Origin of the sequence: Microbacterium paraoxydans (assembly GCF_019056515.1) — a bacterium.
Lineage (GTDB): Bacteria > Actinomycetota > Actinomycetes > Actinomycetales > Microbacteriaceae > Microbacterium.
Genome location: NZ_CP064873.1, coordinates 1,035,139 through 1,058,841, shown reverse-complemented (window position 1 = coordinate 1,058,841; position 23,703 = coordinate 1,035,139). Strand labels below are relative to the sequence as shown.

The following is a 23,703-nucleotide window of genomic DNA, read 5'->3' as shown; positions in this document are numbered from 1 at the left end:
GCGCGGACGCGTTGAGTACACTCAGAGCAGCAACGTGCTCCGGGGTCGGTGGGAATCCGAACCGGCGGTGACAGTCCGCGAGCGTTCCGAGTGATCGGGATGCCGATCCGGTGGAATTCCGGAACCGACGGTGATGCGAGGGACACCTCGCTAGTCCGGAAGGGAGGCAGCACGAGGCGCACGCGCGTGCGTCCGTTCCGCCCCCCTGCAGCGACCCCGAGGCCGCCAGAGAGGACGACGGATGGCAGTGACCGCGACAGAGCGCCGCGCGATGGATCGCGCGCTCGCCCTCGCGACCCGAGGCCCCCGCGGAGTCAATCCGCAGGTGGGCGCCGTGCTCCTCTCCCCCGACGGCGAGGTGCTAGCCGAGGGCTGGCACCGGGGCTCCGGCACTCCGCATGCCGAGGTCGACGCGCTGTCGAAGCTCGCCCCCGGCGCCGCACGCGGCGCGACCGCGGTCGTCACCCTCGAACCGTGCAACCACACCGGTCGCACCGGTCCGTGCGCGCTCGCGCTCATCGAGGCCGGGGTGGCCAGGGTCGTCTACGCCCTCGACGACCCGGGTGAGGTCTCCGGCGGCGGCGCGGAGCGGCTGCGCGCCGCGGGCGTCAGCGTCGAGTCCGGCGAACGGGCCGCGGACGCACGCGCGCTGATCGGCGACTGGCTCTTCGCGGCGCGACGCGGCCGTCCGCACGTCACCGTCAAGTGGGCGCAGAGCCTCGACGGCAGGGCTGCAGCGGACGACGGCACCAGCCAGTGGATCACCGGGCCCGAGGCGCGTGCCGACGTGCACCGGCGACGCGCCGCGGCCGACGCCATCGCGGTCGGCACCGGCACCGTGCTCGCCGACGACCCCGCGCTCACCGCCCGCGCCAGCGACGAGCTCCTTCCGCATCAGCCCGTCCCGGTCGTGATCGGCGCGCGGCCCACCCCTGCGGATGCGGCGGTGCACCGTCATCCGCACACGCCGTTGTTCTTCGACACGCACGACCTGTCGGCGGTCCTCGCCGCGCTGCACGAGCGCGGCATCCAGACGCTGTTCGTGGAGGGCGGCCCGACGCTCGCCAGCGCGTTCCTCGCCGCCGGGCTCGCGGACCGTGTGCTCGCCTATGTCGCCCCGGTCCTCCTGGGCGGGAGCCGCCTGGCCGTGACCGACATCGGCGTCCGCTCGATCGACCAGGCGCGCCGCCTCGTCGTGGACGAATGGCTGCCATTGGGCGCAGACCTGCTCGCGATCGCGCATCCTGCGGACGCGGACGACCCGGACCACGCGGGCCCGGAGAAGGAGGGAAGCCTCTGATGTTCACCGGAATCATCGAGGAGATCGGCGAGATCACCGCCATCGCCGAGTCGGGCGACGGCTGGCGGCTCACCGTCCGCGCACCGAAGGCGGCCGCCGACGCCGTGCACGGGGAGTCGATCGCGGTCTCCGGCGTCTGCCTGACCGTCGTCGGCTCCACGGCCGAGACCTTCGACGCCGACGTCATGAAGCAGACGCTCGACGTCGCGGCCCTCGCTACGGCGAGCGTCGGGACCAGGGTCAACATCGAGAAGGCGATGCCCGTGGGCGCGCGGCTCGGCGGGCACATCGTGCAGGGCCACGTCGACGGGACCGGTGTCGTGCTCGAGGTGCGCCCGGGCGCGCAGTGGAGCGTGCTCCGCATCAGCCTTCCGGACGACCTCGCGCCGCTCGTCGTCGACAAGGGCTCCATCTCGGTCGACGGCACCTCGCTGACGGTGAGTGCGGTGAGCCCGCCGGACCCTTCGACAGGCTCAGGGACCCAGGAAGGCTCAGGGACCCAGGACGGCTCGGGGACCCAGGACGGCTCGGGGGCCCGGGGCGGGCACTGGTTCGAAGTTTCGCTCATCCCGGAGACCCTGGCGGCGACCACCCTCGGCACGCGCGCGGTCGGCGACCGCGTGAACCTCGAGACCGACATCCTCGCGCGGCACGTCGAGCGCCTGCTCGCGTTCCGCGCCGCACCGGAAGGGGGCTCGCGATGAGCCTGGCAACCATCCCCGAGGCCCTGGAGGCGCTGCGCGCCGGCCGGCCCGTGCTCGTGGCCGACGACGAGAACCGCGAGAACGAGGGGGACGTCGTCCTCTCCGCCGAGCTCGCCACCCCCGAATGGGTGGCGTGGACGGTGCGCTGGTCGTCCGGCTTCATCTGCGCGCCGATGCCCACCGACCTCGCGGACAGCCTCAACCTCCCGCCGATGGTCGCGGCCAGTGAAGACGCCCGCTCCACCGCCTACACCGTGAGCGTCGACGCCGCGGAAGGGGTGACGACGGGGATCAGCGCGAGCGACCGCGCGCACACCCTCAACGTCCTGGCCGATCCGTCCTCGACGGCGACGAGCATCATCCGCCCCGGCCACGTGCTGCCGCTCCGGGCCGTCGACGGCGGTGTGCGCGAGCGCAGCGGTCACACGGAGGCCGCGGTCGAGCTCATGAAGCTCGCCGGCCTCCGGCCGGTCGGCGCGATCGCGGAGGTCGTCGCCGAGGATGGCAGCATGATGCGGCTTCCCGGGCTTCTCGAACTGGGCGCCCGCGACGGCGTGCCGGTCATCACGATCGAGCAGCTGATCGCGCACCTCAACGAGATCGACCCGGACGGAGCGACACCGGCCGCCCAGCGTGGACGCCGTGTGAGCCTCCGTGCCGACGCCACCGTGCCCACCGACCACGGCACGTTCCGCTTCCTCGCCTACAAGGACCGCGTCACCGGCACCGACCACATCGCGGTCGTGTCCGGCGAGCCGACCGAGACCGCCCTCGTGCGCGTGCACTCCGAGTGCCTGACCGGCGAGGCGTTCGGCTCCCAGAAGTGCGAGTGCGGGCCGCAGCTGGACGCCGCGCTGGACGCGATCGACCGCGAGGGCGGCATCGTCATCTACATGCGGGGGCACGAGGGACGCGGCATCGGGCTCATCAACAAGCTGCGGGCCTACAGCCTGCAGGAGGACGGCCTGGACACCGTCGACGCGAACCTGGCGCTGGGGCTCCCCGCGGACGCCCGCGACTACGCCGCGGCGGCCGGGATCCTCACCGACCTGGGCGTCTCGAAGGTCCGGCTGCTCACCAACAACACCGACAAGGTGAACAAGCTGCGCGAGCTCGGCCTCGACGTCGTCGAGCAGGTGCCGCTGATCGTGGGCGTGGGCCCGAACAACCACCAGTACCTGGAGACCAAGCGCGACCGCATGGGCCACATCATCGGCGAAGCAGAGCTCGCCGAGGCCCTCGCGGCAGGAAAGGACGAGGAATGAGCGGCGCCGGAGCACCGAAGACGGGGAACATCGACGGGCGGGGGCTGGAGGTCGTCGTGATCGCCGGCACCTGGCACGAGGTGATCTCGAACGGCCTGATCGCCGGCGCCCAGCGGGTGCTCGACGAGGCGGGGGCGACGCATCGGCTCGTGCGAGTGCCCGGTTCGTTCGAGCTCGCCGTGGCCGCACAGGCCGCCTTCGCCGGCGGTGCGGACGCGGTGGTCGCCCTCGGGGTCATCATCCGTGGCGGCACGCCGCACTTCGAGTACGTCTCGGCGGCGGCGACCGACGGCCTCACCCGCGTCTCCCTCGATGCCGGCAAGCCCGTCGGGTTCGGGCTCCTCACGCTCGACGACGAGAAGCAGGGGCTGGACCGCGCGGGCCTGGAGGGCTCGAAGGAGGACAAGGGCGCGGAGGCCGCGGATGCCGCGCTGCGCACCGCCCTCGTGATCCGCGAGCTGCGCGGCTGACCCCCTCCGCCTCGCGCCCGATCGCGGGCGCGAGGTCAGGCGTGCCTTGGTGGCGCGGAACGCCGCGCTCTCGTACGGTGAGGGCATGGAGACCCTGCGCCACATCGTGCTCTTCGTCCACCTCATCGGCTTCGCCGTGCTCTTCGGGGCCTGGGCGGCGCAGGCGTTCGGTGGCAAGCGGGTGTTCACGCGTCTGATGACCATCGGCATGACGATCGCCGCGGTCGCCGGCCTCGCCCTCGCCGCCCCGTGGGGCCTTCCCGAGGGCGTCGAGATGAACTACGCCAAGATCGGCACGAAGCTCGTCATCCTCCTCGCGATCGGCGCCCTGCTCGGGATCGGGACGGCGCGCCAGAAGCGCGACCAGGTGGTGCCGCCCGCGGTCTTCTGGCTCGTGGGCATCCTCACCGCGGTCAACGCGGCCATCGCCGCGATCTGGCGCTGAGGCGCGGATCAGCGGAGGCCGCGCTCCCAGAGTGCGGCTGACTGCTCCCCGACCTCGGCCGTGCGGATGCGCTGGCCGTTGCGTCCCCCGCGGGCGAACGTGGCCGTGACGCCCGGCGGGACATCGGAAGGCGCCACCGGGCGCGACGACCAGGTGCAGTCGCGCACATGCACGAGGTCTGCCGCCACCGCCGCCGGATCGTCGTCGTAGCGCCACGGCCCCGTCAGCGTCCCGAGCCAGAAGTACCCGTCGACGTCCCGCGTCCAGACGAGGGTTCCCGTCGGAAGCGCCGCGAAGCGCTTCAGCCGCCGCGCCGCTCGCTCGCCATGACGGGCGTCGACGGCCGCGAGCGCCGCGGTCAGGGAGCGGGGCGGGCTGTCGAGCCGCCCACCCATGCCGCACACCCCTCCGGCGAGCGCCCGCTCGACCGCGACCCCCGGGGCGACGGTGTCGTCGCGGGAGCGCATCGGCGCCCGGTAGGCGATCGGGACATCGGCTCCGTCGTCGGTCATCGGAGCGACACCAGGGTCGCCTCGACATCGCGTCCGTCGACCACGACGTGCATCATCGTGTGCACCGGCTGCCGGCGCCGGTCGGTGGGAGAGCCCGGGTTGAGCAGCCGCAGTCCGTTCGGCGTCACGGTGTCCCACGGGATGTGCGAGTGCCCGAAGACCAGCAGGTCGGAGTCCGGGAAGGCGAGATCCATCCGCTTCTCCCGCCCCGTCGCGGCGCCCGTCTCGTGGATGACGGCGACGGCGGTGTCCTCCACGGTGAACCGCGCGATCTCGGGCAGCACCCGACGGATCTCAGGGCCGTCGTTGTTGCCGTGCACGCCGTGGAGCACGCGCGCGCGGGACTGGAGCAGCTCGACGGTGGCGAGATCGATCCAGTCCCCCGCGTGCACGACGACATCGGCCTCGTCGATCGCCTGGAGCACCGCGTCCGGCAGCCGCTTCGCCCGCTTCGGAACGTGCGTGTCGGCGAGGAGCAGCATCCGCGTGGTCATGATCCTCCTCCGGCCGGCCTCCCCCGACTCTACGCGGGGCACCGACGCGCTGGACCCGGTCCCGTCATCAACGTCCAGCGAACTCCCAGGAAGGCGTAGACTCGCCCGAGTCCGCTGGTATACCGGCGGAGGATCGGAGACCCCTTGAGCACCGCCACCACCCCCGCGAACCCCCGCTCGCGCGTCATCACCGCGAGCCTCGTCGGCACCACCATCGAGTTCTACGACTTCTACGTCTATGCGACGGCAGCCGTGCTCGTCTTCCCCACGCTCTTCTTCCCGAGCACGAACGACACCGCGTCGCTGCTGTCGTCGTTCGCCGTCTTCGGCGCGGCGATGGTCGCCCGCCCGATCGGCGCCGTCGTCTTCGGGCACTTCGGCGACAAGTTCGGACGCAAGGCGACCCTCGTCGCATCGCTCCTCACCATGGGTATCGCGACGTTCGTGATCGGTCTCCTGCCCACCTTCCAGCAGATCGGCTGGGTCGCCCCGCTGCTCCTGCTGATCCTCCGTCTCGCCCAGGGCTTCGCGCTGGGCGGCGAGTGGTCGGGCGCGGCGCTGGTGGCCACCGAGAACGCCCCGAAGGGCAAGCGCGCCTGGTACGGCTCGTTCCCGCAGCTCGGCGCACCGCTCGGCTTCATCATCGCGAACGGCATCTTCCTCGCCATCAACTTCGCGCTCCCCCACCCGGAGGACCCGGCGCTGAAGTCGGAGGCCTTCCTCTCCTGGGGCTGGCGTGTGCCGTTCCTGTTCTCCGCCGTCATGGTCATCATCGGCCTGTGGGTGCGGCTCCGGCTCGTCGAGTCGGACACGTTCAAGAAGGCGGAGAAGACCGGGGCCATCCGCAAGCTCCCGCTCGCGACCGTGTTCCGGCACCACTGGAAGCAGCTCATCCTCGGCACGTTCATCATGCTGGCGACGTACGTGCTGTTCTACCTGATGACGAACTTCACGCTCACCTACGGCACGAAGGCCGCCGACCTGGAGACCGCCTCGGCCGCCGCCCGTGCTGCCGCGGAAGCCACCGGAAAGGACTTCGACCCGAGCGCGTTCGCGGCGCAGTTCTACCCGGGCCTCGGCTTCGGCTACACGGACTTCGTGCTCATGCAGATCATCGGCGTCGTGTTCTTCGGCATCTTCACGCTGCTGTCCGGGCCGATCGCCGACGCCGTCGGGCGCCGCAAGCTGCTGCTGTGGGTCACCGGACTCATCGTCGTCTTCGGCCTGTCGTTCAACATCTTCCTGCTCCCGCAGGCGGACCCGAAGTTCACCGGCGCTCTCACCCAGGCCTTCCTCGTGTTCGGCTTCATGCTCATGGGCACGACGTTCGGCCCGATGGGCGCCCTCCTGCCGGAGCTCTTCCCGACGAACGTTCGCTACTCCGGCTCGGCGATCGCGTACAACGTGTCGTCGATCCTCGGTGCGGCCGTGGCGCCGTTCATCGCGGTGGCCCTGTGGGCGGCCGTCGGCGGCGAGCCCTGGCTCGTGGGACTGTACCTCTCGTCGATGGCGGTGCTGACCTTCATCGCGCTCATCTTCACCCCGGAGACGAAGGACCACGACTACGAGGACGATCTCGGTCTCGCCTCCGCCGTCGAGCTCTAGAGGCCGACCGAACGACAGCAACGGCTGCACTCCCTCGGGGGTGCAGCCGTTCTCGTCTTCCTCGCCAGACGCTCACAGCACCACGACGTGGCAGTACCGGCCCGCCGTCTTCGCCAGCCGGCGATCGGCCGTGAGCAGAGGGACGTCGAGGGCCTCCGCGAGCGCGACATAACCGGCGTCGTACGCGGAGACGTCACCGCGCAGCGACCAGATCCGCGGGATGAGCCGACGCAGCGGATGGCGGGTGATCTCCAGCGCTCCGAACGCGTCGAGAGCCTCACGAGCGGCATGCGCCGGCATCGAGGACCGCATCGTGAGGCGTCGGAGCGCGGAGAGGACCTCGATATCGAGACCCGCGTGTGCGTGGAACTCCTCGCCGTGCGTCCAGACCTCCTCGCCGAGCAGTGCTTCGATCGCCGCCGAGGCATCGAGCACGACCGCCTCGGACGTCCCGCTCACTCGCGCTCGTCCCGTTCGCGATCACGGGCGGCGAGGATGCCCTCGCGCGTCAGGGAGACGCGGGCCGCGCGCGCCCGTGCCCGCGACGCCTCGAGGACCTCGGCATTGCTGCGGTACCGGACGAGGTCCTCCAGCTCGCGCGCGACGTAGTCCGACAGGCTCATGCGTTCCGCCGCGGCACGCTCTTTGAGCCGGGCGTGAACCTCATCGGGCAGGTTCCTCACTTGCAGCATGCGAGCCATCCTGTCAGGATCGCATGCGCTCCGCATGCGGGCAAGGCCGTGCTGTGGACAACGTGCTCGTCAACACTTCTTGACACCGGCCCAAACGTCAACGAATATTGACGCAAAGGAGGTCCCCATGTCTCAACCGACCACCGTCGCCGCTGCCGAGGGCGGCGAACCCCTCGCCGAACTCCACCGCCTGGCCGCGCTGCGCAAGGAGCTCGCGCGCGCCGAAGAGGCGCAGGTCCGCCGCGCCCGCACGAGCGGCTACTCGTGGCAGGCGATCGCGAGTGCCCTCGGCGTCACCAAGCAGGCGGCACATCGGCGCTTCGGTCGCACCTGAGCCCATACAGCCGCCCCATAGGAAACGACCGTCCCCCGAGTACGGTCGAAGTACCATCTCCAGATCGAGGTCCCCCATGTCCCGCACGGCGACAGCACGCCGACGCGGACGGGGCGCACCGGCCGACGGGCCCCGCGCCACCTTCCGCCAGCTCCTCCCCTTCCTCTTCGAGCACAAGCGCACCCTCGTCGTCGTCGCCGTCCTCAGCGTGTTCGGCGCCGCGACCTCGCTCGTGCAGCCCCTCCTCGTCGGCCAGGTCATCGAGGCCGTGCAATCCGACGGCACGATCGGCGTGCTCGTGTGGCTGCTCGTCGGCTTCGTGATCGTGTCGTCGATCATCTCGGGGTTCCAGCACTACCTGCTGCAGCGCACCGGCACCGCGGTCGTGTACTCCAGCCGCCGCAAGCTCATCGCCCGCATCCTGCACCTGCCGACATCCGAGTTCGACGCACGGCGCACCGGCGACCTCGTCTCTCGCGTCGGCACCGACACGACGCTCCTCTATGCCGTCCTCACGCAGGGGCTCGCCGACGCGGTCGGCAACGTCGTGCTCTTCGCGGGGGCGCTCATCGCGATGCTGCTCATCGACCCCGTGCTGCTGCTGCTCATCGTCGTGGTGATCGGCGTCTCCGTCGTGGTCGTCGTCGCCCTCAGCGGCCGGATCCGCGCGGCGTCCACCGCTCAGCAGGAGAAGGTCGGCGAGCTGGCCTCGGGCGTCGAGCGGGCCGTCGGCTCCATCCGCACCATCCGAGCCTCCGGCGCGACCGAGCGGGAGACCGCGGCGGTGACGGAGCGGGCCTCCGAGGCGTACGGCATCGGCGTGCGGATCGCGAAGATCTCCTCGCTCGTGGTGCCGGTCGCCGGCATCGCCCTCCAGCTCTCCCTGCTCGTCGTGCTCGGCGTGGGCGGCTTCCGCGTCGCCGCCGGAGCCATCTCGATCGCGGCCCTCATCTCGTTCGTGATGTTCCTCTTCCTGCTGGTGATGCCCCTCGCCTCGACGTTCGGCGCGATCACCTCCGTCAACCAGGCCCTCGGCGCGCTCGGCCGCATCCAGGAGGTGCTCGACCTGCCCACCGAGACCCAGGACGACGCGGCCACCGCCGCCGCCCTCCCCCGCGACGAGGAGCCCGGTGCGGACGCCCCGGTCCTGGAGTTCCGCGACGTGCGCTTCCGCTACCCGGAGAACGTCGTCGCGGCCCGCCGCGCCGCCGCGCGAGAGGCGCAGACCCTGCTCGCCGACGCGCACCTGGAGCAGGCCGATGCCGCCCCCGACCCCCAGGACCACGAGGTGCTCCGCGGGGTGTCCTTCGCGGTCCCCCGGGGGGCACGGGTGGCATTGGTCGGCCCCAGCGGGGCGGGGAAGAGCACCATCCTCTCCCTCATCGAGCGCTTCTACGACCCCACGGGCGGCTCCATCCGTCTGAAGGGACACGACACCCGCACCTACGCGCGCGACGAGCTCCGCGCCCACTTCGGCTACGTCGAGCAGGACGCCCCGACCCTCGCCGGCACCCTCGCCGAGAACCTGCGGCTCGCCTCCCCCGACGCCACCGATGCGGACTGCGAGCGCGTGCTCCGCGCCGTGAACCTCGGCGACGTGCTGGAGCGGAACCCCCTCGGGGTCGATGCTCCGGTCGGCGAGGACGGCGTGATGCTCTCCGGCGGCGAACGGCAGCGGCTCGCGATCGCCCGGGCGCTCCTCACGGACGCCCCGATCCTCCTGCTGGACGAGTCGACCTCGTCGCTCGACGGCGTGAACGAGCAGCGCATGCGCGAGGCCATCGACGCGGTCGCCACCGACCGCACGCTCGTCGTGATCGCGCACCGTCTGTCCACCGTCGTCGACAGCGACCTCATCGTGGTGCTGCAGGACGGCGTGGTCGTCGGACAGGGCACGCACGCCGAGCTCGTGGAGTCGACCCCGCTCTACCGCGACCTCGCCCGCCACCAGCTCCTCGCCTGACTCCCCCTCCCCCCACCTACACCGCCGAGACCCCGCGTTTCCGCCGAGACCCCGCCTTCCGCACGTGTGCGGTGCGGGGTCTCGACGCGAAACCGGGGTCTCGTCGGAAGTGGGTGCCACGAAGGCGGGGCGTCGGAGACCACTCAGCCATGGGTTGGTCTCTGATGCCCCGCCTTCGCGGGTCTGTCTCGACCCGGAGGCCGAGGGTGCCGGCTCCCCCGAACCGGCACCGGTCTGGGGGCTACGCCTTCGCGAGGCGGTAGCGCAGCGAAGCGAGCTCGGTGCGCAGCGCCGCCGGGACGCGGTCGCCGAAGGTGTCGTAGAACTCCTCCGTGAGGTCGGCCTCGGCCTTCCACGCCTCGGGGTCGACCGAGAAGAGCTCGTCGAGGTCTTCCGCGGGGATGTCGAGGCCGTCGAGGTTGAGGTCCTCCACGCGCGGCAGGCGTCCGATGGGGCTGTCCACCGCCGGCACGTCACCGGCCACGCGGCGGATGATCCAGTCGACGACGCGGGAGTTGTCGCCGAAGCCGGGCCAGAGGAACCGGCCGTCAGCTCCGCGACGGAACCAGTTCACCTGGAAGATGCGCGGTGCACGGTCGAAGCGCAGGCCGCGGCCGACCTTCAGCCAGTGACCGAAGTAGTCGGCCATGTTGTAGCCGCAGAACGGCAGCATGGCGAAGGGGTCGCGGCGCAGCTCGCCGACCGTGCCCTCGGCGGCCGCCGTGCGCTCGGACGAGATGTTCGAGCCGAGGAACACGCCGTGGGTCCAGTCGGTGGCCTCGACCACGAGCGGTACGTTGCTCGCGCGGCGTCCGCCGAACAGGATGACGTCGAGTGGCACGGCCTCCTCCCAGTCCTCGGAGATCTGCGGGCACTGGGCCGCCGACACCGTGAAACGCGAGTTGGGATGCGCCGCAGGACGGCCGGAGTCGGGCGTCCAGTCGTTGCCCTCCCAGTCGATGAGGTTCGCGGGCGCCTCGTCGGTCAGGCCCTCCCACCACACGTCGCCGTCGGGGCGGAGCGCGACGTTGGTGAAGATCGTGTTGCCCCACAGCGTCTCGACCGCGGTGACGTTGGTCGACTCACCGGTGCCGGGCGCGACGCCGAAGAAGCCGGCCTCCGGGTTGATCGCCCAGAGTCGTCCGTCCTCGCCCGGGCGGATCCAGGCGATGTCGTCGCCGAGGGTCTCGACCTTCCAGCCTGGGATCGTCGGTCGCAGCATCGCGAGGTTCGTCTTGCCGCAGGCCGACGGGAACGCGGCGGCGACGTGGTACGCCTTGCCCTGCGGGTCGATCACGCGGATGAGGAGCATGTGCTCGGCGAGCCAGCCCTCGTCACGGGCGATCACCGACGCGATGCGCAGCGCGAAGCACTTCTTCGCGAGGATCGCATTGCCGCCGTAGCCCGAGCCGTACGAGTAGACCTCGAGCGTCTCCGGGAAGTGCACGATGTACTTGTCGTCATTGCAGGGCCACTCGACGTCCGGCTCGCCCGCCTCCAGCGGAGCGCCGACGGAGTGCACGGTCTTGACCCAGGGCGCGCCCTCGGCGATCTGGCGGGTGACCTCGTCGCCCACGCGGGTCATGATGCCGATCGACGCGACGGCGTAGGCGCTGTCGGTGATCTGCACGCCGATGTGCGACAGGGGGCCGCCGACGCGACCCATCGAGAACGGCACGACGTACATCGTGCGGCCGCGCATCGAGCCCTCGAAGATCTCGTCCATCTTCGCGTGCATCTCGGCGGGGTCGGCCCAGTTGTTGGTGGGGCCGGCGTCCTCCTCGCGCTCCGAGGCGATGAAGGTGCGCGCCTCGGTGCGGGCGACGTCGCTGGGGTGCGAGCGCGCCAGGTACGAGCCGGGACGCCACTCGGGGTTCAGCTTGATGAGCTTGCCCTCGTCGACGAGTCCGCGCAGCAGCCAGTCGTTCTCGGCACGCGAGCCGTCCACCCAGTGCACGGCGTCCGGCTGCGTGAGCGCGCGGATCTCCTCGACCCAGGCGGCGAGCTCCGCCATCGCAGGGGTGTCGTAGGAGGGGGCGGTGCCGAACGTGCGCGTCGGGGCGACAGGGGACGTGCGAGGGGTGAGAACTTCGGCCATGGCCATGACTGCTCCTTCGAAGTGTGGGGCGTTGCTTCCATCTTCTTCGCCCTCGGCGCGGACTTTCGGCCGAATCGAGCGATAAGAATCACAGTTCTTTCGCTAGACTCAAACTATGGCGTCCTCCGGCATCCACCTCACGACCCTCGGCCACCGCATCCGGCACCGCCGCCTGGAGAAGGGCTACACGCTCGACGAGCTGGGAGCCCTCGTCGGGGTCGCCGGCTCCCAGCTCAGCCTCATCGAGAACGGCAAGCGCGAGCCCAAGCTGTCACTCCTCCAGGCGATCGCGCAGGCCACCGGCACGGAGGTGACCGATCTCATCTCCGGCGAGCCGCCGAACCGCCGCGCGGCCCTGGAGATCGAGCTGGAGCGGGCGCAGGAGAGTCCGGTGTTCCGTCAGCTCGGGGTCTCGCCCGTCCGCGTCACGAAGGGCATGAGCGATGAGACCATCGAGTCCATCCTCGGGCTGCACCGCGAGCTGCAGCGCCGCGAGCGCGAGGCCATCGCGACCCCGGAGGAGGCCCGTCGCGCCAACACGGAGCTGCGCCTGCGGATGCGCGCGCAGAACAACTACCTGCCGGACATCGAGAAGCTCGCGGAGAAGCAGCTCAAGGCGGCCGGCCATTCGCAGGGCGCCCTGACCCACCGCACCGTGAGCATCATGGCTGAGAAGCTCGGCTTCGAGCTCATCTACGTCAACGATCTGCCGCACTCGACGCGCTCGGTCACCGACCTCGAGAACGGCCGCATCTACCTGCCCCCGGCGTCCATCCCCGGCGGACACGGCCTGCGGTCCATGGCGCTGCAGGCCATGGCGCACCGCCTGCTCGGGCACACGCCGCCGACCGACTACGCCGACTTCCTGCAGCAGCGCCTGGAGATCAACTACTTCGCCGCGTGCTGCCTGATGCCGGAGACCGCCGCGGTGGCCTTCCTGCAGCAGGCGAAGAAGGACCGCAACCTCGCGGTGGAGGACTTCCGCGACGGTTTCGGCGTGACGCACGAGGCCGCCGGCATGCGCATGACGAACCTGCTCACGCAGCACCTCGGCATGTCGCTGCACTTCCTGCGCGTCGACTCGACCGGGGCCATCACGCGCGTCTACGAGAACGACGACCTGCCGCTGCCGATGGACGTGACGGGAGCAGTGGAGGGGCAGCGGGTGTGCCGGAAGTTCCAGGCCCGTTCCGCCTTCACGGAGCAGAACCGCACCGTCGAGCACCACCAGTACACGGACACCCCGTCCGGCACGTTCTGGTGCTCCACGCAGACCGGCTCGTCGAGCGAGGGCGAGTTCTCCGTCACGGTCGGCGTGCCGTTCGACGACGCCCGCTGGTGGCGGGGACGCGAGACGAACGACAGGGCCGTGTCGACCTGCCCCGACGAGGCGTGCTGCCGTCGCCCGTCGCCCGAGCTCACGGAGCGCTGGAAGGGCCGGGCGTGGCCGAGCGCCCGCGTGCACACCCACATGTTCTCGCCGCTCCCCCGCGGCATGTTCCCCGGCGTGGACGACAACGAGGTCTACAACTTCCTCGGTCGCCATGCGAGTGAGTGACCCGTCGACCCACCCCCTTGCGTCCACCCCGGCCCGTTACGCGCGGGCGTAGGGGGCCGGGAGGCACGGAAGGGGCGGGTCGACGAGGGGTCAGGCGAGGAACGCGGCGAAGCGGGCGAGGGCGGCGGTGACGGCGGCGGGGTCCTCGGGTGGCTCGAAGAGAGCCGGAGGGGTGGTGTGGGCGGCGGCGGCGTGGGTCCAGCAGCCGATCACGCGGCCGTGCTCCACCACGGTCGCCCGGACCATCCCGTTCTTCCCCGGGCCGACGGCGGCGAGGTGTTCCGGAGCGCAGACGACGGTGCGGTCGGCGTAGGAGATGTAGTACTCGTCGAAGGCTCCGAGGGCGAACACGGACGGACGGCCCGCCGCGCGCCGGGGCGGGGTGCGTCCGACGAAGACCCCGTCCTCGACCTCGCTCACCCTGGTCGCCGCCCGCTCCGCCGCCTCCCGGGACCGCCCGAGCGTCAGCCCCGACCACCACGCGAAGTCCGCGACCCCGGCGGGCCCGTGTCCCTCGACGTAGCGGACGAACAGCTCGGCCAGCGGGTGCTCCGGGTGGGCGTGGTCGCGGATGTGGTCCGCCGCGAGCACGAACCGCTGCTCCCGCGTGATGCCCTCCCGCGGCACGACCGGCCCCTGCACGAGCACGCCGGAGACCGTCAGCGCGAACAGCAGATGGATGCCGCGCTGGCCCGAGGGGTCGATGCCGATGCCCTCGAGCACCGGGAAGATCTCGCTCCGGGTGAGGCCGCCGTCACGGAGCCGCGGCTTGAGCTCCCGGACGACCGCGTCGATCATGGCGTCGTCGATGCCGAGCTGCCGCTGTCGGGAGGCCGCCTGCTGCTGCTGTCGTGCGGCCGTGACCTCCAGCACCCAGCCGAGGTCGCGTGCGGGGATCGTGTGCAGCGTCCCCCGCATGGTCCAGGCCCGGACGAGGTCCCCACGGTCGAACGCGGCGTCGACGTCACGAAGCCGTACATCGCCCTTCGTCCGCACGGCCAGCGCCCACCGTCCGGCCGTGAAGTCCTGGCTCTGCACCGCGAGCAGCCGCGCCGCCGCCCCCACCACGTCCCGCCCCGGCGCGGTCAGCCCCTGCCACCGCAGCCGCTCCTCCCGCCATCGTGAGGTCTTCATGCCCCTCATCATGCCGCGACCCACCCCCTTTCGCGCGCCCCGGCCCGTTGCGTGCGCGCGCAGGGGGCCGGGTCGAGCGGAAGGGGGTGGGTCGACGGTCAGAGGGTGACTTCGCGGCGGGCGGGGAGGACGACGGGGTGCGAACCCGCCATGGTCTCCAGCACCCGGATCACCTGGCAGGAGTAGCCGAACTCGTTGTCGTACCAGACGTAGAGGATGAGGGTGTCCTCGTCGGCGATCGTGGCCAGGCCGTCGACGATGCCCGCGCGGTGCGAGCCGACGAAGTCCGTGGAGACGACCTCGGGGCTCTCCACGTAGTCGATCTGCTGCCGGAGCTTCGAGTGCAGCGACACGCGGCGCAGGTAGTCGTTGACCTGGTCCTTGGTGGCGGGGCTCTCCAGCGTGAGGTGCAGCACCGCGAGCGAGACGTCCGGCGTGGGGACGCGGATCGCGCTGCCCGTGAGCTTGCCCTCCAATTGCGGGAGGGCCTTGGCCACGGCCTTCGCAGCCCCGGTCTCGGTGATGACCATGTTCAGCACGGCGGAGCGGCCGCGGCGGTCGCCCTTGTGGAAGTTGTCGATGAGGTTCTGGTCGTTCGTGAACGAGTGCACGGTCTCGACGTGGCCCTTCACGACGCCGTAGGCCTCGTCGATCGCGGCGAGCACCGGGGTGATGGCGTTGGTCGTGCACGACGCCGCCGAGACGATGCGGTCCTCGTCGGTGATCGTGTCGTCGTTGATGCCCTGCACGATGTTCTTCAGCGGGCCCTTGCCGGGGGCGGTCAGCAGCACGCGGGCGACGCCCTTCGCGCGGAGGTGCTGGGAGAGCCCCGCCTCGTCACGCCAGCGGCCGGTGTTGTCGACGACGATCGCGTCGTCGATGCCGTAGGCGGTGTAGTCGACGGCGGCCGGGTCGTCGGAGTAGATGACCTGGATGCGCGTGCCGTTGGCGATGATCTGCTCGGCGTCCTCGTCCACCGTGACCGAGCCCGCGAAGCGGCCGTGCACCGAGTCGCGCAGCAGCAGCGACGCGCGCTTGACGAGGTCGTTCTCGGAGCCGCGGCGCACGACGATGGCGCGGAGCCGGAGTCCGCTCCCGCCGCCGGTGTGAGCGATGAGGATGCGGGCCAGCAGGCGGCCGATGCGCCCGAAGCCGTAGAGAACGACGTCGGTCGGCGATGCCGGGACCGCGCCGACGGCCGGGGCCAGGGTCTCGGCGAGATACTCCTCGAGCGGGCGGCCGCTCTCCGCGTACCCTTCCACGAGGCGGGCCACGTCGATCGACGAGGCGCCGGGGGCCAGGGCGTGGATGCCCTCGAGCACGGCCAGGCTGTCCTCGACCTCGAGACGCTCGTGCCCGAGCTGGGCCACGCGCTCGTGCACCTCGACGAGGCCGGTCGCCGAGAGGCCGAGCAGGCGGTGGCCGTGCAACGAGGTGACCACGTCGCGCTCGCGCTTGAGAGCCCCGATGAGCGGGATCATCCGCTCCGCCAGCTCTTCGCTCGCCGTCCATTCGTCGCGATGTGCCGCGGAATCGTTCATCTGCGTCCTTGCATGTGTGAGCGCGCGCCGAGGTCGCCGGCGCGCACGAGGTTGCCGGGGTGTTCGGGGGATGACTCCAGGGTACAAGCCGCGGAACCGCGCGCCGAATCGGCCGGGGCGGGACCTCCCTGGCACGAGAGTTTTACGTCTACACTGGTGGAATAATGAGCAGCGCACTCCTCGGCGACGACGCCGACCTCCTTCTCCGCGGCGGCCGCATCCACACCGTCGACGCCACCGATTCCGTCGCCACCGCGATCGCCGTCCGGGACGGGGTGATCGTCGCCACCGACGCCGCTGCCGAAGCCCTCTCGGCCCGCGAAGTGGTGCAGCTCGACGGTCGCACCGCGATCCCCGGCCTCAACGACGCCCACCTCCACGCCGCCTGGCTGGGCGCGCGCTGGCCGCACCTGTTCTTCTCCGACACCCCGCCCGAGGAGCAGCCCACCGGCCGCCTCGTGGCCACGGCCGATGAGCGACGTGCGGCCCTGCGCCGGGCCTGGGCACTGCTCGCGGAGCTCGGCGTCACGAGCTACACGGAGCCGGGCATCGGCCCCGGAGAGGACCACGGTGAGACCGGCTGCTTCGGCACCGACATGCTCGACGCGTACGTGGAGCTGCACCAAGAGGCCGCGCAGACCTCGCGCGTGACACTGCTCCGCCTGTTCGGGACGATCGACGGCGAGAGCTCCCTGGACGACTTCGCCGCCGGACTCCCGGTGCCGCCCCCGTCGACCGATTCCCGCTGGCTCGCGATCCCCGGCGTGAAGATCTTCGCCGACGGCATCCCGCCGATGGCCACCGCGTGGACGTCCGACCCCTACCCCGACGGGACGACCGGGCACCTGCTCACGCGCGGCGACGCCGATCCGCTCAGCGCCTTCCAGCAGATGATCGCGCTGGCTGCGAGTCGCGGCCTCCAGATCGCGGTGCACGCCACCGGCGACCGCTCGATCGAGGAGTTCCTCACCGCACTGGAACGGCACGGCCAGACTCCCCCGCCGCCGGCGCCCCACCACATCGTGCACGGCGACCTCGCGACCCCCGCGCAGATCCGGCGCGCGGAACGCCTCGGCGTCGGCTTCGCCGTGCAGCCCCTCATCGCCGCGCACACGCACTCCTGGGCGGCGGTGCAGCTCGGCGAGGCCCGCGTCGCCGCCGCGTGGCCGCTGGCCGAGATGCTCTCCTCCGGGGCGCTGACCACCGTGACCAGCGACGCCCCGATCGCCACGCCGGACTGGCGCCCGAGCCTCGATGCGTCCCTCGCCCTCCTCGCCGCCGACGGCCGCGCGGACGACGCCGCGACGCGGCGCCGGCTGCTGCGCACCATGACGGCCGACGCCGCGATCCAGGACGGCGCCGCGAGCTGGAAGGGCACCCTCGAGCCCGGCAAGGTCGCCGACATCACGGTGCTCGACGAGGATCCGTGCAGCCCGGGGCGCCCGTTCGCCGCCCTCCAGGTCGAGCGCACGATCGTCGACGGCCGCACGGTGTTCGCGCGCGGCTGACCACCCGCCCCACGAAAACGGCGGGCGGCATGTTCACGCATGCCGCCCGCCTCTGATCCCCCTCGGACCAGTCTCGAACCGCGGTCGTCAGACCGCGGTGGCCAGGAGCACGCGCGGGCTCCCCGGCAGGGCGACGGTGTCGCGCACCGCCCATCCCGCGTCCGTCAGCCAGCCGCGGACCTGCGACTCGGGGTACACGACGGTGCCGTCGATCACGAGGTACTCCCCCGCGTGCAGGGCGTCCAGCGCGCGCTGCTCGTCGTCGTCGTCGAGGAAGAAGTCGAGCACGGTGAGCGTCGCCCCGTCGAGCGCTGCGGCACGGAGCCGGCGGAAGATCTGCGCGTTCTCCTCCGCGGAGAAGCGGTGGATGACGTGGTTGGCGAACACCGCGTCGTAGGCGCCCTCGGGGGCCGCGGTCGCCGTGTCCCCCACCTCGACGGCAGCCCGGTCGGCGACGCCCGCGGCCGCGACCGCCTCGGCCACGCCGTCCTCGAACCCCGGGGCGTAGACGAACGTCGTGTGCAGCTCGGGGTTGCGCGCCATGACGGCGAGGGCGAACTCGGCGGACAGGCCACCGAAGTCGAGGGCCTTCGTCGCGCCGGCGAGGTCGACGAGCCGGCCGAACTCCTGCGCGTGCAGGCGGTTGTACGTCATGACGCCGGCCATGAACGTGCCCCACCGGGCGTCGTCCATCTGCAGGTCGCCGGGCTCGGTCGTGTCGACCGTGTGCGCGAACTGCAGCCAGTGCGGGTAGCTGATCTCGTCGAGGAACGTGAGGAACGGAGCGAGGTCGATGACCGCGTCGTCCCCCGTGAGGTAGGCGGACGCGTCGGGAGCCAGGGCGTAGCGCCCCTCCGTCCGGACGAGGAGACCCTTCGCGGCGAGGGCGTCGGCGAGCAGCCGGGCGATCCGCTCGCTCACCCCGCAGCGCTCGGCGATCGCCGCGGCCGTGTCGGCGCCGGCGGCGACGGCGGCGAACAGGCCGATGCGGCTGGCCTGGAAGAGCTGCTTCGCGGCCATGTAGCCGGTGGCGATGTCGAGGATGCGGGCGGCATCGGGAGTGGGGGTGTCGGTCATGGCGGATGCCTTTCGGTATGTCTACGAACGTGGGAAATAAAGGGCAGGAAGAGGCCGGGCGGCGGTCGCGGAGGTCAGTCCGCGAGGAACCCGCGCACGGCGTCGCGGAACGCGGCGGTGTGCAACGCCACGAGGTGATCGCCGGGGACGCGCCGCACCCGGACGTCCGGCAGCCGCGCGGCGAGCTCGTCGATGCCCGCGGCCATCGGATCGTCCTCGCCGCCCAGGAGCAGCACCGGCACCGCCGGCGCTCCGGCTTCGGGCGCGAACGGCTCGGTCGCGAGCCCCTCGATGAGGTCGAGCAGATCGTCCGGGCGGTTGCCGGGCAGGCTCACCATGTGCACGATCATCCCGGTCAGCGGGTCGACGGGAGCCGGTCCGCCGGCGAGCGCGGCCCGCGCGGCGGAGAGGTCGACGAGCGCGAAGGGCTCCCCCGCGCTGAGGCCGCCGAGCACGAGGCGCCGCACCGTGACACCCGGGTGCCGCGCGAGGTCCCACGCGAGCCGGGCACCGAGCGAGTAGCCGACGAGGTCGACCTCGTCCGGGCCGATCGCGTCGGCGAGCGCGTCGAGCACCGCGGAGGTCGGCACGACGCCGAGCCCGGGGGCGTCGCCGTGCGCCGGCAGGTCGAGGACCCGGCGCGGCCGGTCGCCGAGCACCGCCGTCCACTCGCTGTCCGGCCAGTCCTGCGTGCCGCGCGAGGCGAGGCCGTGCAGGAACACCACGGGTCGTTCGGGGGGAAGGGTCATGACGGACCGTCCTCTCGGGACCGGCCCCTCACCCTCAGCGCAGCCGCGCGAGGAACCGGTCGATGTAGTTCTCGTAGTCGGCGATGCGCTCGCCGTCCGGGTACATGAGGTTGATGACCGTCGCCCCGACCGCCGCGGAGATGTACTCGTCCGCCAGCGGGCCGTAGTCCTGATCGCGGATCGACCCCTCGTCGCGGGCCGCCTCCATGCGCGCGATGAGCGAGGCTCGCCAGGAGCCCAGGTGTCCGCGGTAGAGCTCGGCCAGGGACTCGTTCGCCATCGCGTACTCCCAGAGCGCCAGGAGCACCCGGCCCGCGGCGATCTGCTCCGGGTCGCGCGGCACGGTGGCCTGCAGGAAGCCCCGCAGGGCGTCGTCCGCCGCCACCGGCTCCTGCCCCGCGGCCTCCACGCCCTCGGACATCTGCTGCAGGATCGTCTCGAACGTCGCCGCGACGATGCTCTCCTTCCCGGGGAAGTAGTGCTTCAGCGCACCGTTCGCGAAGCCCGCCTCCGCGGCGATGCTGCGCATGGTCGCCGCCTCGAACCCACCCTTCAGGATGATGCTCTTGGCCACCTCGACGATGTCCCGTCGCCGCTGGTCGTGGTCGATGATCTTCGGCATGGCGTCCTTCCGGCCGAGTCCGGGGTGTGGCGTGTTCCGGCCTGGAGCTACCGTACCGCCGCATCGGGCACCTCCCGCAGAGCGAGCCATTGCGCCCGGCGTTCCCGCTGAGCCACCGGGTCCGCGACGGGCGAGGCCAGCCGCAGGCGCTCGGCGTACGGGTGACGTGGCGCGCGCGTGACCTGCTCCCCGTCTCCGATCTCGACGATCTCGCCCCGGTACATCACGGCGACCCGGTGACAGACCCGACGGACGACGCCGAGGTCGTGCGAGACGAACAGGTAGGCCACGCCGGTGTCGCGCTGCAGTTCGATGAAGAGGTCGAGGATGGTGGCCTGCGTGGTGAGATCGAGCGCACTGACCGGCTCGTCGCACACGATCAGCCGCGGACCGCGGACGAGGGCGCGGGCGATCGCGATGCGCTGCCGCTGCCCGCCGGAGAACTCGCTCGGGTACCGGTCCATGCTCGCGGAGGGCAGCCGCACGCGGTCGAGCATGTCGCGCACGCGCTTCTCGGCGGCCTTCGCCCCGATCCCCGTCGTCAGCAGCGGCTCGGCGAGGATATCGCCGATGGTCAGTGCCGGGTTGAGGGAGCCGTACGGGTCCTGGAACACGACCTGCACGTCGTCGGCGAGCGCCCGTCGGGCCCGGCCGCCGAGCCGGCCGATGTCCCGGCCGTCGAAGCGGATGCGGCCCGCCGTCACCGGGGCCAGGCCGAGGATGGCCTTGCCGAGCGTCGACTTCCCGGATCCGGACTCGCCGACCAGGCCCAGGCACTCACCGGGGGCGATGTCGAGGGAGACGCCGTGCAGCGCGCGGAAGGCATGCCGACCCCGGCCGTACTCGACCACGAGGTCGTCCACCTGCAGCAGGGGGTTCACCGGAGCGGTGTTCACGCGGGGACCTCCGTCCGCCGTCCGTCGAGCGCGGCGCGACCGTCGGCTTCATCGAGCGACGCGGCGATGAGCTCGCGCGTGTACTCCTGGGTGGGCGCGGCGAAGAGGTCGTCCACAGGCCCCGTCTCCACGATGTCGCCGCCGCGCATGACGATCACGCGGTCGCAGATGTCGGCGACGACGCCGAAGTTGTGCGTCACGATGAGCAGCGCCATGCCGTACTCGGCCTGCAGCTCCCGCAGCAGTTCGAGGACCTCGGCCTGCACGGTGACGTCGAGGGCGGTGGTGGGCTCGTCCGCCACGAGAAGCGACGGCCGACCGGCGATCGCGCCGGCGATGAGCACGCGCTGGGCCATGCCGCCGGACACCTGATGCGGATAGCTGCGCATCACGCGATCGGGGTCGGACAGCCCGACCCGCAGGAGCACCTCCCGCGCGCGCTGCCGGGCGGCGGCCTTCGCGAGCCCGTGCGTGCGGCGCAGCGGCTCGATGAGCTGATGCCCGATCGTGTACGAGGGGTCGAGATTGCTCATCGGCTCCTGCGGCACGTAGCCGATCGTTCGTCCGAGCAGGGCCTGGCGCTCCTTCGGCGTCGCGTGGGTGACCTCCGCTCCACCGACCCAGATCGCGTCGGCGGTCGCCCGGCCGGTCGCGGGGAGCAGGTCGAGCACCGAGAACACGGTCTGCGACTTGCCCGACCCGGACTCGCCGACGATCCCGACGACCTCCCCTGGCGCGACGTCGAGCGTCACGCCGTGCACGACCTCGGTCTCCCCCGTCGGCGTCGCGTGGACGACGTGCAGGTTCTCGACGCGGAGGGCCGATGCCGGAGCCTCGTGGCGGACACTGCCCGTGGCGGGAGCCGCGGCGACCTCGTCCGCGGTCTCGAGCACTCCGCGCCGCCGCCGTCGGGCCGCGCGCGGCGTGCGCACCTGCACGAGCTCGGCGAGCGTGGAGCCCATGATCGCGAGGACGGCGATCGTGAGACCGAGCGCAGCGGAGGGCCACAGCAGCATGAGCGGGTAGGTGAGCATGAGCCGGAAGCCCTCGAGCATCATCGCGCCCCAGCTCGGCACGTTCGAGTCGCCGATGCCGAGGAACTGGAGCCCCGCCTGCATGCCCATGGCGATACCCGCCGTGAGCGCGGTCTGGATGATGACCGGCGGATAGACGGCTGTGATGACGTGGCGGAAGATGATGCGCGCGTCCGACAGGCCCGACACACGGGCGGCGTCGATGTACGCCTCGCCGCGGACGGCGAGCGTCTGCGACCGCGCGATGCGGAAGTACCCCGGGACCATGAAGACGCCGACGGTGACCATCAGCAGCTCGAAGTTGTTGCGGCTGCCGGCGGCGACCACGAGGAGGATGATCATCCCGGGGATCGATTGGAGGGCGTCGCTGATCCAGGTCGCGACCCGGTCGAAGACACCGCCGAAGTACCCGGCTGCGACACCCGACGGAACCCCGATGACGAGCGCCGTGACGATCGTGATGAGCGCACCCCACAGCGTCGTCCTCGTCCCGTAGATGAGGCGGCTGAGGATGTCGCGGCCGGTGGAGTCGCCGCCGAGGAGGTGCTCCGGGGAGGGCGGGGCCTTCGCGGCTGCGAGGTCGACGAGGTTCGGGTCCATCGGCGCCAGCAGTGGCGCGAACACCCCGACGAGCACGATGAGTACGAAGATGGCGAGCGGGATGGAGCCGCCGGGGTGGCGGAGGAAGCGTCGGAACAGGCTCGACCGGCGCTTCTGGGCGGCCCGGTCGAAGGCGACGCGGATGTCTGTCGTGGTCATGCGACGCGCACCTTCGGGTTGATCCAGCCGAGCACGAGGTCGAGCAGGAGGTTGATGAGGACGACGAAGACGATGGAGACCACCGTGATCCCGAGCAGCATGGGGATGTCGCCGTTCTGCGACGACTGGTTCGTGAGCTGCCCCAGACCGGGGAGGCTGAAGATCTGCTCCACCACGATGGCGCCGGAGAGCAGGCCCACGAACATCAGGGCGATCACCGTGAGCGCGGCGGGCGAGGCGTTGCGGAGGATGTGCAGGTTCACCCGCGCGGCGGACAGGCCGCGGCTGCGCAGGGTGCGCACCCAGTCCTGGCGGCTCTGCGCGATCACGGCGTTCCGCAGCTGCTCGGACACGGCGACGATGCCGCCCAGGGCGAGGGAGATCGCCGGGAGCGTGATCGAGCGCAGCCACCCTTCGACGGACTGGGTCGGCGGGACGTAGCCGACGGCGGGGAACCACTGGAGCTGCACGGCCAGCCACATCACCAGGACCAGGCTCACCCAGAACCCGGGGAGCGCGAAGAGGACGACGGAGATCCCCTTGATGATCCGGTCGAACCAGGTGCCGGGGCGGAGTCCGGTGATCATGCCGAAGGCGACGCCGATGACCGCGGTGATGAGGGTCGCGAGGGTCACGACGGAGAGCGTGACGGGGACCTTGACCGCGAGCTGCGCGCCGACCGGCTGGAAGTTGCGCCACGAGACGCCGAAGTCGAGCAGCACGGCGTGGGAGAACCAGTCCCAGAACTGCACGATCAGGGGGCGGTCGAGACCGATCTTCGCCGCCAGCGCCTCCTGCTGCGCAGGACTCGCCGTGGTCCCGAGGAGCGAGGCGGTCGGATCGCTGATCGCGAGGTGGGCGAGGAAGAACGTGCCGATCGAGACCGCGACGAGCAGGAGGATGCCGGACAGCACCCGCTTCGCCGTGAAGAGGAGCATGGGGG

At 71.6% G+C, this 23,703-nt stretch carries 23 protein-coding genes and 1 riboswitch; of the genes, 10 read left to right on the top strand and 13 right to left on the bottom strand.

What is annotated here, in order from left to right:
* The first annotated feature begins 31 nt into the window (after nt 1-31).
* A riboswitch (FMN riboswitch) is annotated at nt 32-176 on the top strand.
* Between the two features lie 65 nt (nt 177-241).
* The 5 genes from ribD to IZR02_RS04955 all read left to right on the top strand — a co-directional run bounded on the left by ribD (nt 242) and on the right by IZR02_RS04955 (nt 4,184).
* Nucleotides 242-1,300, top strand: coding sequence for a bifunctional diaminohydroxyphosphoribosylaminopyrimidine deaminase/5-amino-6-(5-phosphoribosylamino)uracil reductase RibD (gene ribD / locus IZR02_RS04975; RefSeq protein WP_025103906.1), 1,059 nt, complete (start codon nt 242-244; stop codon nt 1,298-1,300).
* Nucleotides 1,300-2,004, top strand: a complete 705-nt coding sequence (locus tag IZR02_RS04970; RefSeq protein WP_025103905.1) for a riboflavin synthase — start codon at nt 1,300-1,302, stop codon at nt 2,002-2,004. Before ribD ends, IZR02_RS04970 begins: the two co-directional genes overlap by 1 nt.
* On the top strand, nt 2,001-3,269 hold the full coding sequence (gene ribA, locus IZR02_RS04965) for a GTP cyclohydrolase II (RefSeq protein WP_025103904.1): 1,269 nt from the start codon (nt 2,001-2,003) through the stop codon (nt 3,267-3,269). The genes IZR02_RS04970 and ribA overlap by 4 nt, the downstream gene beginning before the upstream one ends.
* The gene (ribH, locus tag IZR02_RS04960; protein WP_025103903.1) at nt 3,266-3,739 is read left to right on the top strand and encodes a 6,7-dimethyl-8-ribityllumazine synthase; all 474 of its coding nucleotides are present in this window, start codon (nt 3,266-3,268) and stop codon (nt 3,737-3,739) included. The genes ribA and ribH overlap by 4 nt, the downstream gene beginning before the upstream one ends.
* A gap of 85 nt (nt 3,740-3,824) precedes the next feature.
* Nucleotides 3,825-4,184, top strand: coding sequence for a hypothetical protein (locus IZR02_RS04955; RefSeq protein WP_025103902.1), 360 nt, complete (start codon nt 3,825-3,827; stop codon nt 4,182-4,184).
* A gap of 8 nt (nt 4,185-4,192) precedes the next feature.
* Here IZR02_RS04955 and IZR02_RS04950 read toward each other — a convergent pair whose 3' ends face one another.
* Both IZR02_RS04950 and IZR02_RS04945 read right to left on the bottom strand, forming a co-directional pair.
* Nucleotides 4,193-4,696 (bottom strand): GAF domain-containing protein, encoded by a 504-nt coding sequence (locus tag IZR02_RS04950; protein ID WP_217316571.1) that lies wholly within the window; start codon nt 4,694-4,696, stop codon nt 4,193-4,195.
* Entirely contained in the window at nt 4,693-5,190 is a 498-nt protein-coding gene (locus tag IZR02_RS04945; RefSeq protein WP_025103900.1) for a metallophosphoesterase family protein, read from the bottom strand. Before IZR02_RS04945 ends, IZR02_RS04950 begins: the two co-directional genes overlap by 4 nt.
* A 144-nt stretch (nt 5,191-5,334) precedes the next feature.
* Here IZR02_RS04945 and IZR02_RS04940 point away from each other — a divergent pair, with 144 nt between their 5' ends.
* Nucleotides 5,335-6,795, top strand: coding sequence for an MFS transporter (locus tag IZR02_RS04940; RefSeq protein ID WP_025103899.1), 1,461 nt, complete (start codon nt 5,335-5,337; stop codon nt 6,793-6,795).
* 72 nt (nt 6,796-6,867) lie between these two features.
* On the opposite strand, the gene IZR02_RS04935 is transcribed toward IZR02_RS04940, so the two are convergent.
* Both IZR02_RS04935 and IZR02_RS04930 read right to left on the bottom strand, forming a co-directional pair.
* A complete protein-coding gene (locus tag IZR02_RS04935; RefSeq protein WP_025103898.1) occupies nt 6,868-7,254 on the bottom strand; it encodes a type II toxin-antitoxin system VapC family toxin in 387 nt (128 codons plus the stop codon).
* Nucleotides 7,251-7,496 (bottom strand): FitA-like ribbon-helix-helix domain-containing protein, encoded by a 246-nt coding sequence (locus IZR02_RS04930; RefSeq protein ID WP_025103897.1) that lies wholly within the window; start codon nt 7,494-7,496, stop codon nt 7,251-7,253. Before IZR02_RS04930 ends, IZR02_RS04935 begins: the two co-directional genes overlap by 4 nt.
* A gap of 118 nt (nt 7,497-7,614) precedes the next feature.
* Here IZR02_RS04930 and IZR02_RS04925 point away from each other — a divergent pair, with 118 nt between their 5' ends.
* Both IZR02_RS04925 and IZR02_RS04920 read left to right on the top strand, forming a co-directional pair.
* Nucleotides 7,615-7,821 (top strand): hypothetical protein, encoded by a 207-nt coding sequence (locus IZR02_RS04925; RefSeq protein WP_025103896.1) that lies wholly within the window; start codon nt 7,615-7,617, stop codon nt 7,819-7,821.
* Between the two features lie 76 nt (nt 7,822-7,897).
* Nucleotides 7,898-9,784: an ABC transporter ATP-binding protein gene (locus IZR02_RS04920; RefSeq protein ID WP_025103895.1), complete on the top strand. Its 1,887-nt coding sequence runs from the start codon at nt 7,898-7,900 to the stop codon at nt 9,782-9,784.
* A gap of 241 nt (nt 9,785-10,025) precedes the next feature.
* Here the strand turns inward: IZR02_RS04920 and IZR02_RS04915 are convergent, their stop codons facing one another.
* Nucleotides 10,026-11,888 (bottom strand): phosphoenolpyruvate carboxykinase (GTP), encoded by a 1,863-nt coding sequence (locus tag IZR02_RS04915; RefSeq protein ID WP_025103894.1) that lies wholly within the window; start codon nt 11,886-11,888, stop codon nt 10,026-10,028.
* Nucleotides 11,889-11,997: 109 nt separating this feature from the next.
* Between IZR02_RS04915 and IZR02_RS04910 the strand changes: the two genes are divergently transcribed.
* Complete coding sequence (locus IZR02_RS04910; protein ID WP_025103893.1) at nt 11,998-13,440, top strand: XRE family transcriptional regulator; 1,443 nt, start codon at nt 11,998-12,000, stop codon at nt 13,438-13,440.
* Between the two features lie 90 nt (nt 13,441-13,530).
* Here the strand turns inward: IZR02_RS04910 and IZR02_RS04905 are convergent, their stop codons facing one another.
* Both IZR02_RS04905 and IZR02_RS04900 read right to left on the bottom strand, forming a co-directional pair.
* Nucleotides 13,531-14,574, bottom strand: coding sequence for a winged helix DNA-binding domain-containing protein (locus tag IZR02_RS04905; RefSeq protein ID WP_025103892.1), 1,044 nt, complete (start codon nt 14,572-14,574; stop codon nt 13,531-13,533).
* Between the two features lie 98 nt (nt 14,575-14,672).
* Nucleotides 14,673-16,115, bottom strand: a complete 1,443-nt coding sequence (locus tag IZR02_RS04900) for a glyceraldehyde-3-phosphate dehydrogenase (protein ID WP_025103891.1) — start codon at nt 16,113-16,115, stop codon at nt 14,673-14,675.
* Nucleotides 16,116-16,279: 164 nt separating this feature from the next.
* Here IZR02_RS04900 and IZR02_RS04895 point away from each other — a divergent pair, with 164 nt between their 5' ends.
* Nucleotides 16,280-17,623, top strand: a complete 1,344-nt coding sequence (locus IZR02_RS04895; protein WP_025103890.1) for an amidohydrolase family protein — start codon at nt 16,280-16,282, stop codon at nt 17,621-17,623.
* 87 nt (nt 17,624-17,710) lie between these two features.
* Here the strand turns inward: IZR02_RS04895 and IZR02_RS04890 are convergent, their stop codons facing one another.
* The 6 genes from IZR02_RS04890 to IZR02_RS04865 form a co-directional block, all read right to left on the bottom strand.
* Nucleotides 17,711-18,700 carry a methyltransferase family protein gene (locus IZR02_RS04890; RefSeq protein WP_025103889.1) on the bottom strand — a complete coding sequence of 330 codons (990 nt, stop codon included), beginning with the start codon at nt 18,698-18,700 and terminating at the stop codon, nt 17,711-17,713.
* 74 nt (nt 18,701-18,774) lie between these two features.
* Entirely contained in the window at nt 18,775-19,449 is a 675-nt protein-coding gene (locus IZR02_RS04885; protein ID WP_029989394.1) for an alpha/beta fold hydrolase, read from the bottom strand.
* A gap of 34 nt (nt 19,450-19,483) precedes the next feature.
* The gene (locus IZR02_RS04880) at nt 19,484-20,071 is read right to left on the bottom strand and encodes a TetR/AcrR family transcriptional regulator (protein ID WP_126894330.1); all 588 of its coding nucleotides are present in this window, start codon (nt 20,069-20,071) and stop codon (nt 19,484-19,486) included.
* Nucleotides 20,072-20,118: 47 nt separating this feature from the next.
* Nucleotides 20,119-20,967, bottom strand: coding sequence for an ATP-binding cassette domain-containing protein (locus tag IZR02_RS04875; protein ID WP_029989391.1), 849 nt, complete (start codon nt 20,965-20,967; stop codon nt 20,119-20,121).
* Nucleotides 20,964-22,760, bottom strand: coding sequence for a dipeptide/oligopeptide/nickel ABC transporter permease/ATP-binding protein (locus IZR02_RS04870; RefSeq protein WP_025103885.1), 1,797 nt, complete (start codon nt 22,758-22,760; stop codon nt 20,964-20,966). The genes IZR02_RS04875 and IZR02_RS04870 overlap by 4 nt, the downstream gene beginning before the upstream one ends.
* Nucleotides 22,757-23,698, bottom strand: a complete 942-nt coding sequence (locus tag IZR02_RS04865; protein WP_025103884.1) for an ABC transporter permease — start codon at nt 23,696-23,698, stop codon at nt 22,757-22,759. The genes IZR02_RS04870 and IZR02_RS04865 overlap by 4 nt, the downstream gene beginning before the upstream one ends.
* Nucleotides 23,699-23,703 lie beyond the last annotated feature (5 nt).

What these genes read in the sequence shown, in the direction of transcription:
- ribD (WP_025103906.1), top strand. Translation starts at nt 242, where the DNA reads ATGGCAGTGACCGCGACAGAGCGCCGCGCGATGGATCGCGCGCTCGCC.
- IZR02_RS04970 (WP_025103905.1), top strand. Translation starts at nt 1,300, where the DNA reads ATGTTCACCGGAATCATCGAGGAGATCGGCGAGATCACCGCCATCGCC.
- ribA (WP_025103904.1), top strand. Translation starts at nt 2,001, where the DNA reads ATGAGCCTGGCAACCATCCCCGAGGCCCTGGAGGCGCTGCGCGCCGGC.
- ribH (WP_025103903.1), top strand. Translation starts at nt 3,266, where the DNA reads ATGAGCGGCGCCGGAGCACCGAAGACGGGGAACATCGACGGGCGGGGG.
- IZR02_RS04955 (WP_025103902.1), top strand. Translation starts at nt 3,825, where the DNA reads ATGGAGACCCTGCGCCACATCGTGCTCTTCGTCCACCTCATCGGCTTC.
- IZR02_RS04950 (WP_217316571.1), bottom strand. Translation starts at nt 4,696, where the DNA reads ATGACCGACGACGGAGCCGATGTCCCGATCGCCTACCGGGCGCCGATG.
- IZR02_RS04945 (WP_025103900.1), bottom strand. Translation starts at nt 5,190, where the DNA reads ATGACCACGCGGATGCTGCTCCTCGCCGACACGCACGTTCCGAAGCGG.
- IZR02_RS04930 (WP_025103897.1), bottom strand. Translation starts at nt 7,496, where the DNA reads ATGGCTCGCATGCTGCAAGTGAGGAACCTGCCCGATGAGGTTCACGCC.
- IZR02_RS04925 (WP_025103896.1), top strand. Translation starts at nt 7,615, where the DNA reads ATGTCTCAACCGACCACCGTCGCCGCTGCCGAGGGCGGCGAACCCCTC.
- IZR02_RS04920 (WP_025103895.1), top strand. Translation starts at nt 7,898, where the DNA reads ATGTCCCGCACGGCGACAGCACGCCGACGCGGACGGGGCGCACCGGCC.
- IZR02_RS04915 (WP_025103894.1), bottom strand. Translation starts at nt 11,888, where the DNA reads ATGGCCATGGCCGAAGTTCTCACCCCTCGCACGTCCCCTGTCGCCCCG.
- IZR02_RS04910 (WP_025103893.1), top strand. Translation starts at nt 11,998, where the DNA reads ATGGCGTCCTCCGGCATCCACCTCACGACCCTCGGCCACCGCATCCGG.
- IZR02_RS04905 (WP_025103892.1), bottom strand. Translation starts at nt 14,574, where the DNA reads ATGAAGACCTCACGATGGCGGGAGGAGCGGCTGCGGTGGCAGGGGCTG.
- IZR02_RS04900 (WP_025103891.1), bottom strand. Translation starts at nt 16,115, where the DNA reads ATGAACGATTCCGCGGCACATCGCGACGAATGGACGGCGAGCGAAGAG.
- IZR02_RS04895 (WP_025103890.1), top strand. Translation starts at nt 16,280, where the DNA reads ATGAGCAGCGCACTCCTCGGCGACGACGCCGACCTCCTTCTCCGCGGC.
- IZR02_RS04890 (WP_025103889.1), bottom strand. Translation starts at nt 18,700, where the DNA reads ATGACCGACACCCCCACTCCCGATGCCGCCCGCATCCTCGACATCGCC.
- IZR02_RS04885 (WP_029989394.1), bottom strand. Translation starts at nt 19,449, where the DNA reads ATGACCCTTCCCCCCGAACGACCCGTGGTGTTCCTGCACGGCCTCGCC.
- IZR02_RS04880 (WP_126894330.1), bottom strand. Translation starts at nt 20,071, where the DNA reads ATGCCGAAGATCATCGACCACGACCAGCGGCGACGGGACATCGTCGAG.
- IZR02_RS04870 (WP_025103885.1), bottom strand. Translation starts at nt 22,760, where the DNA reads ATGACCACGACAGACATCCGCGTCGCCTTCGACCGGGCCGCCCAGAAG.
- IZR02_RS04865 (WP_025103884.1), bottom strand. Translation starts at nt 23,698, where the DNA reads ATGCTCCTCTTCACGGCGAAGCGGGTGCTGTCCGGCATCCTCCTGCTC.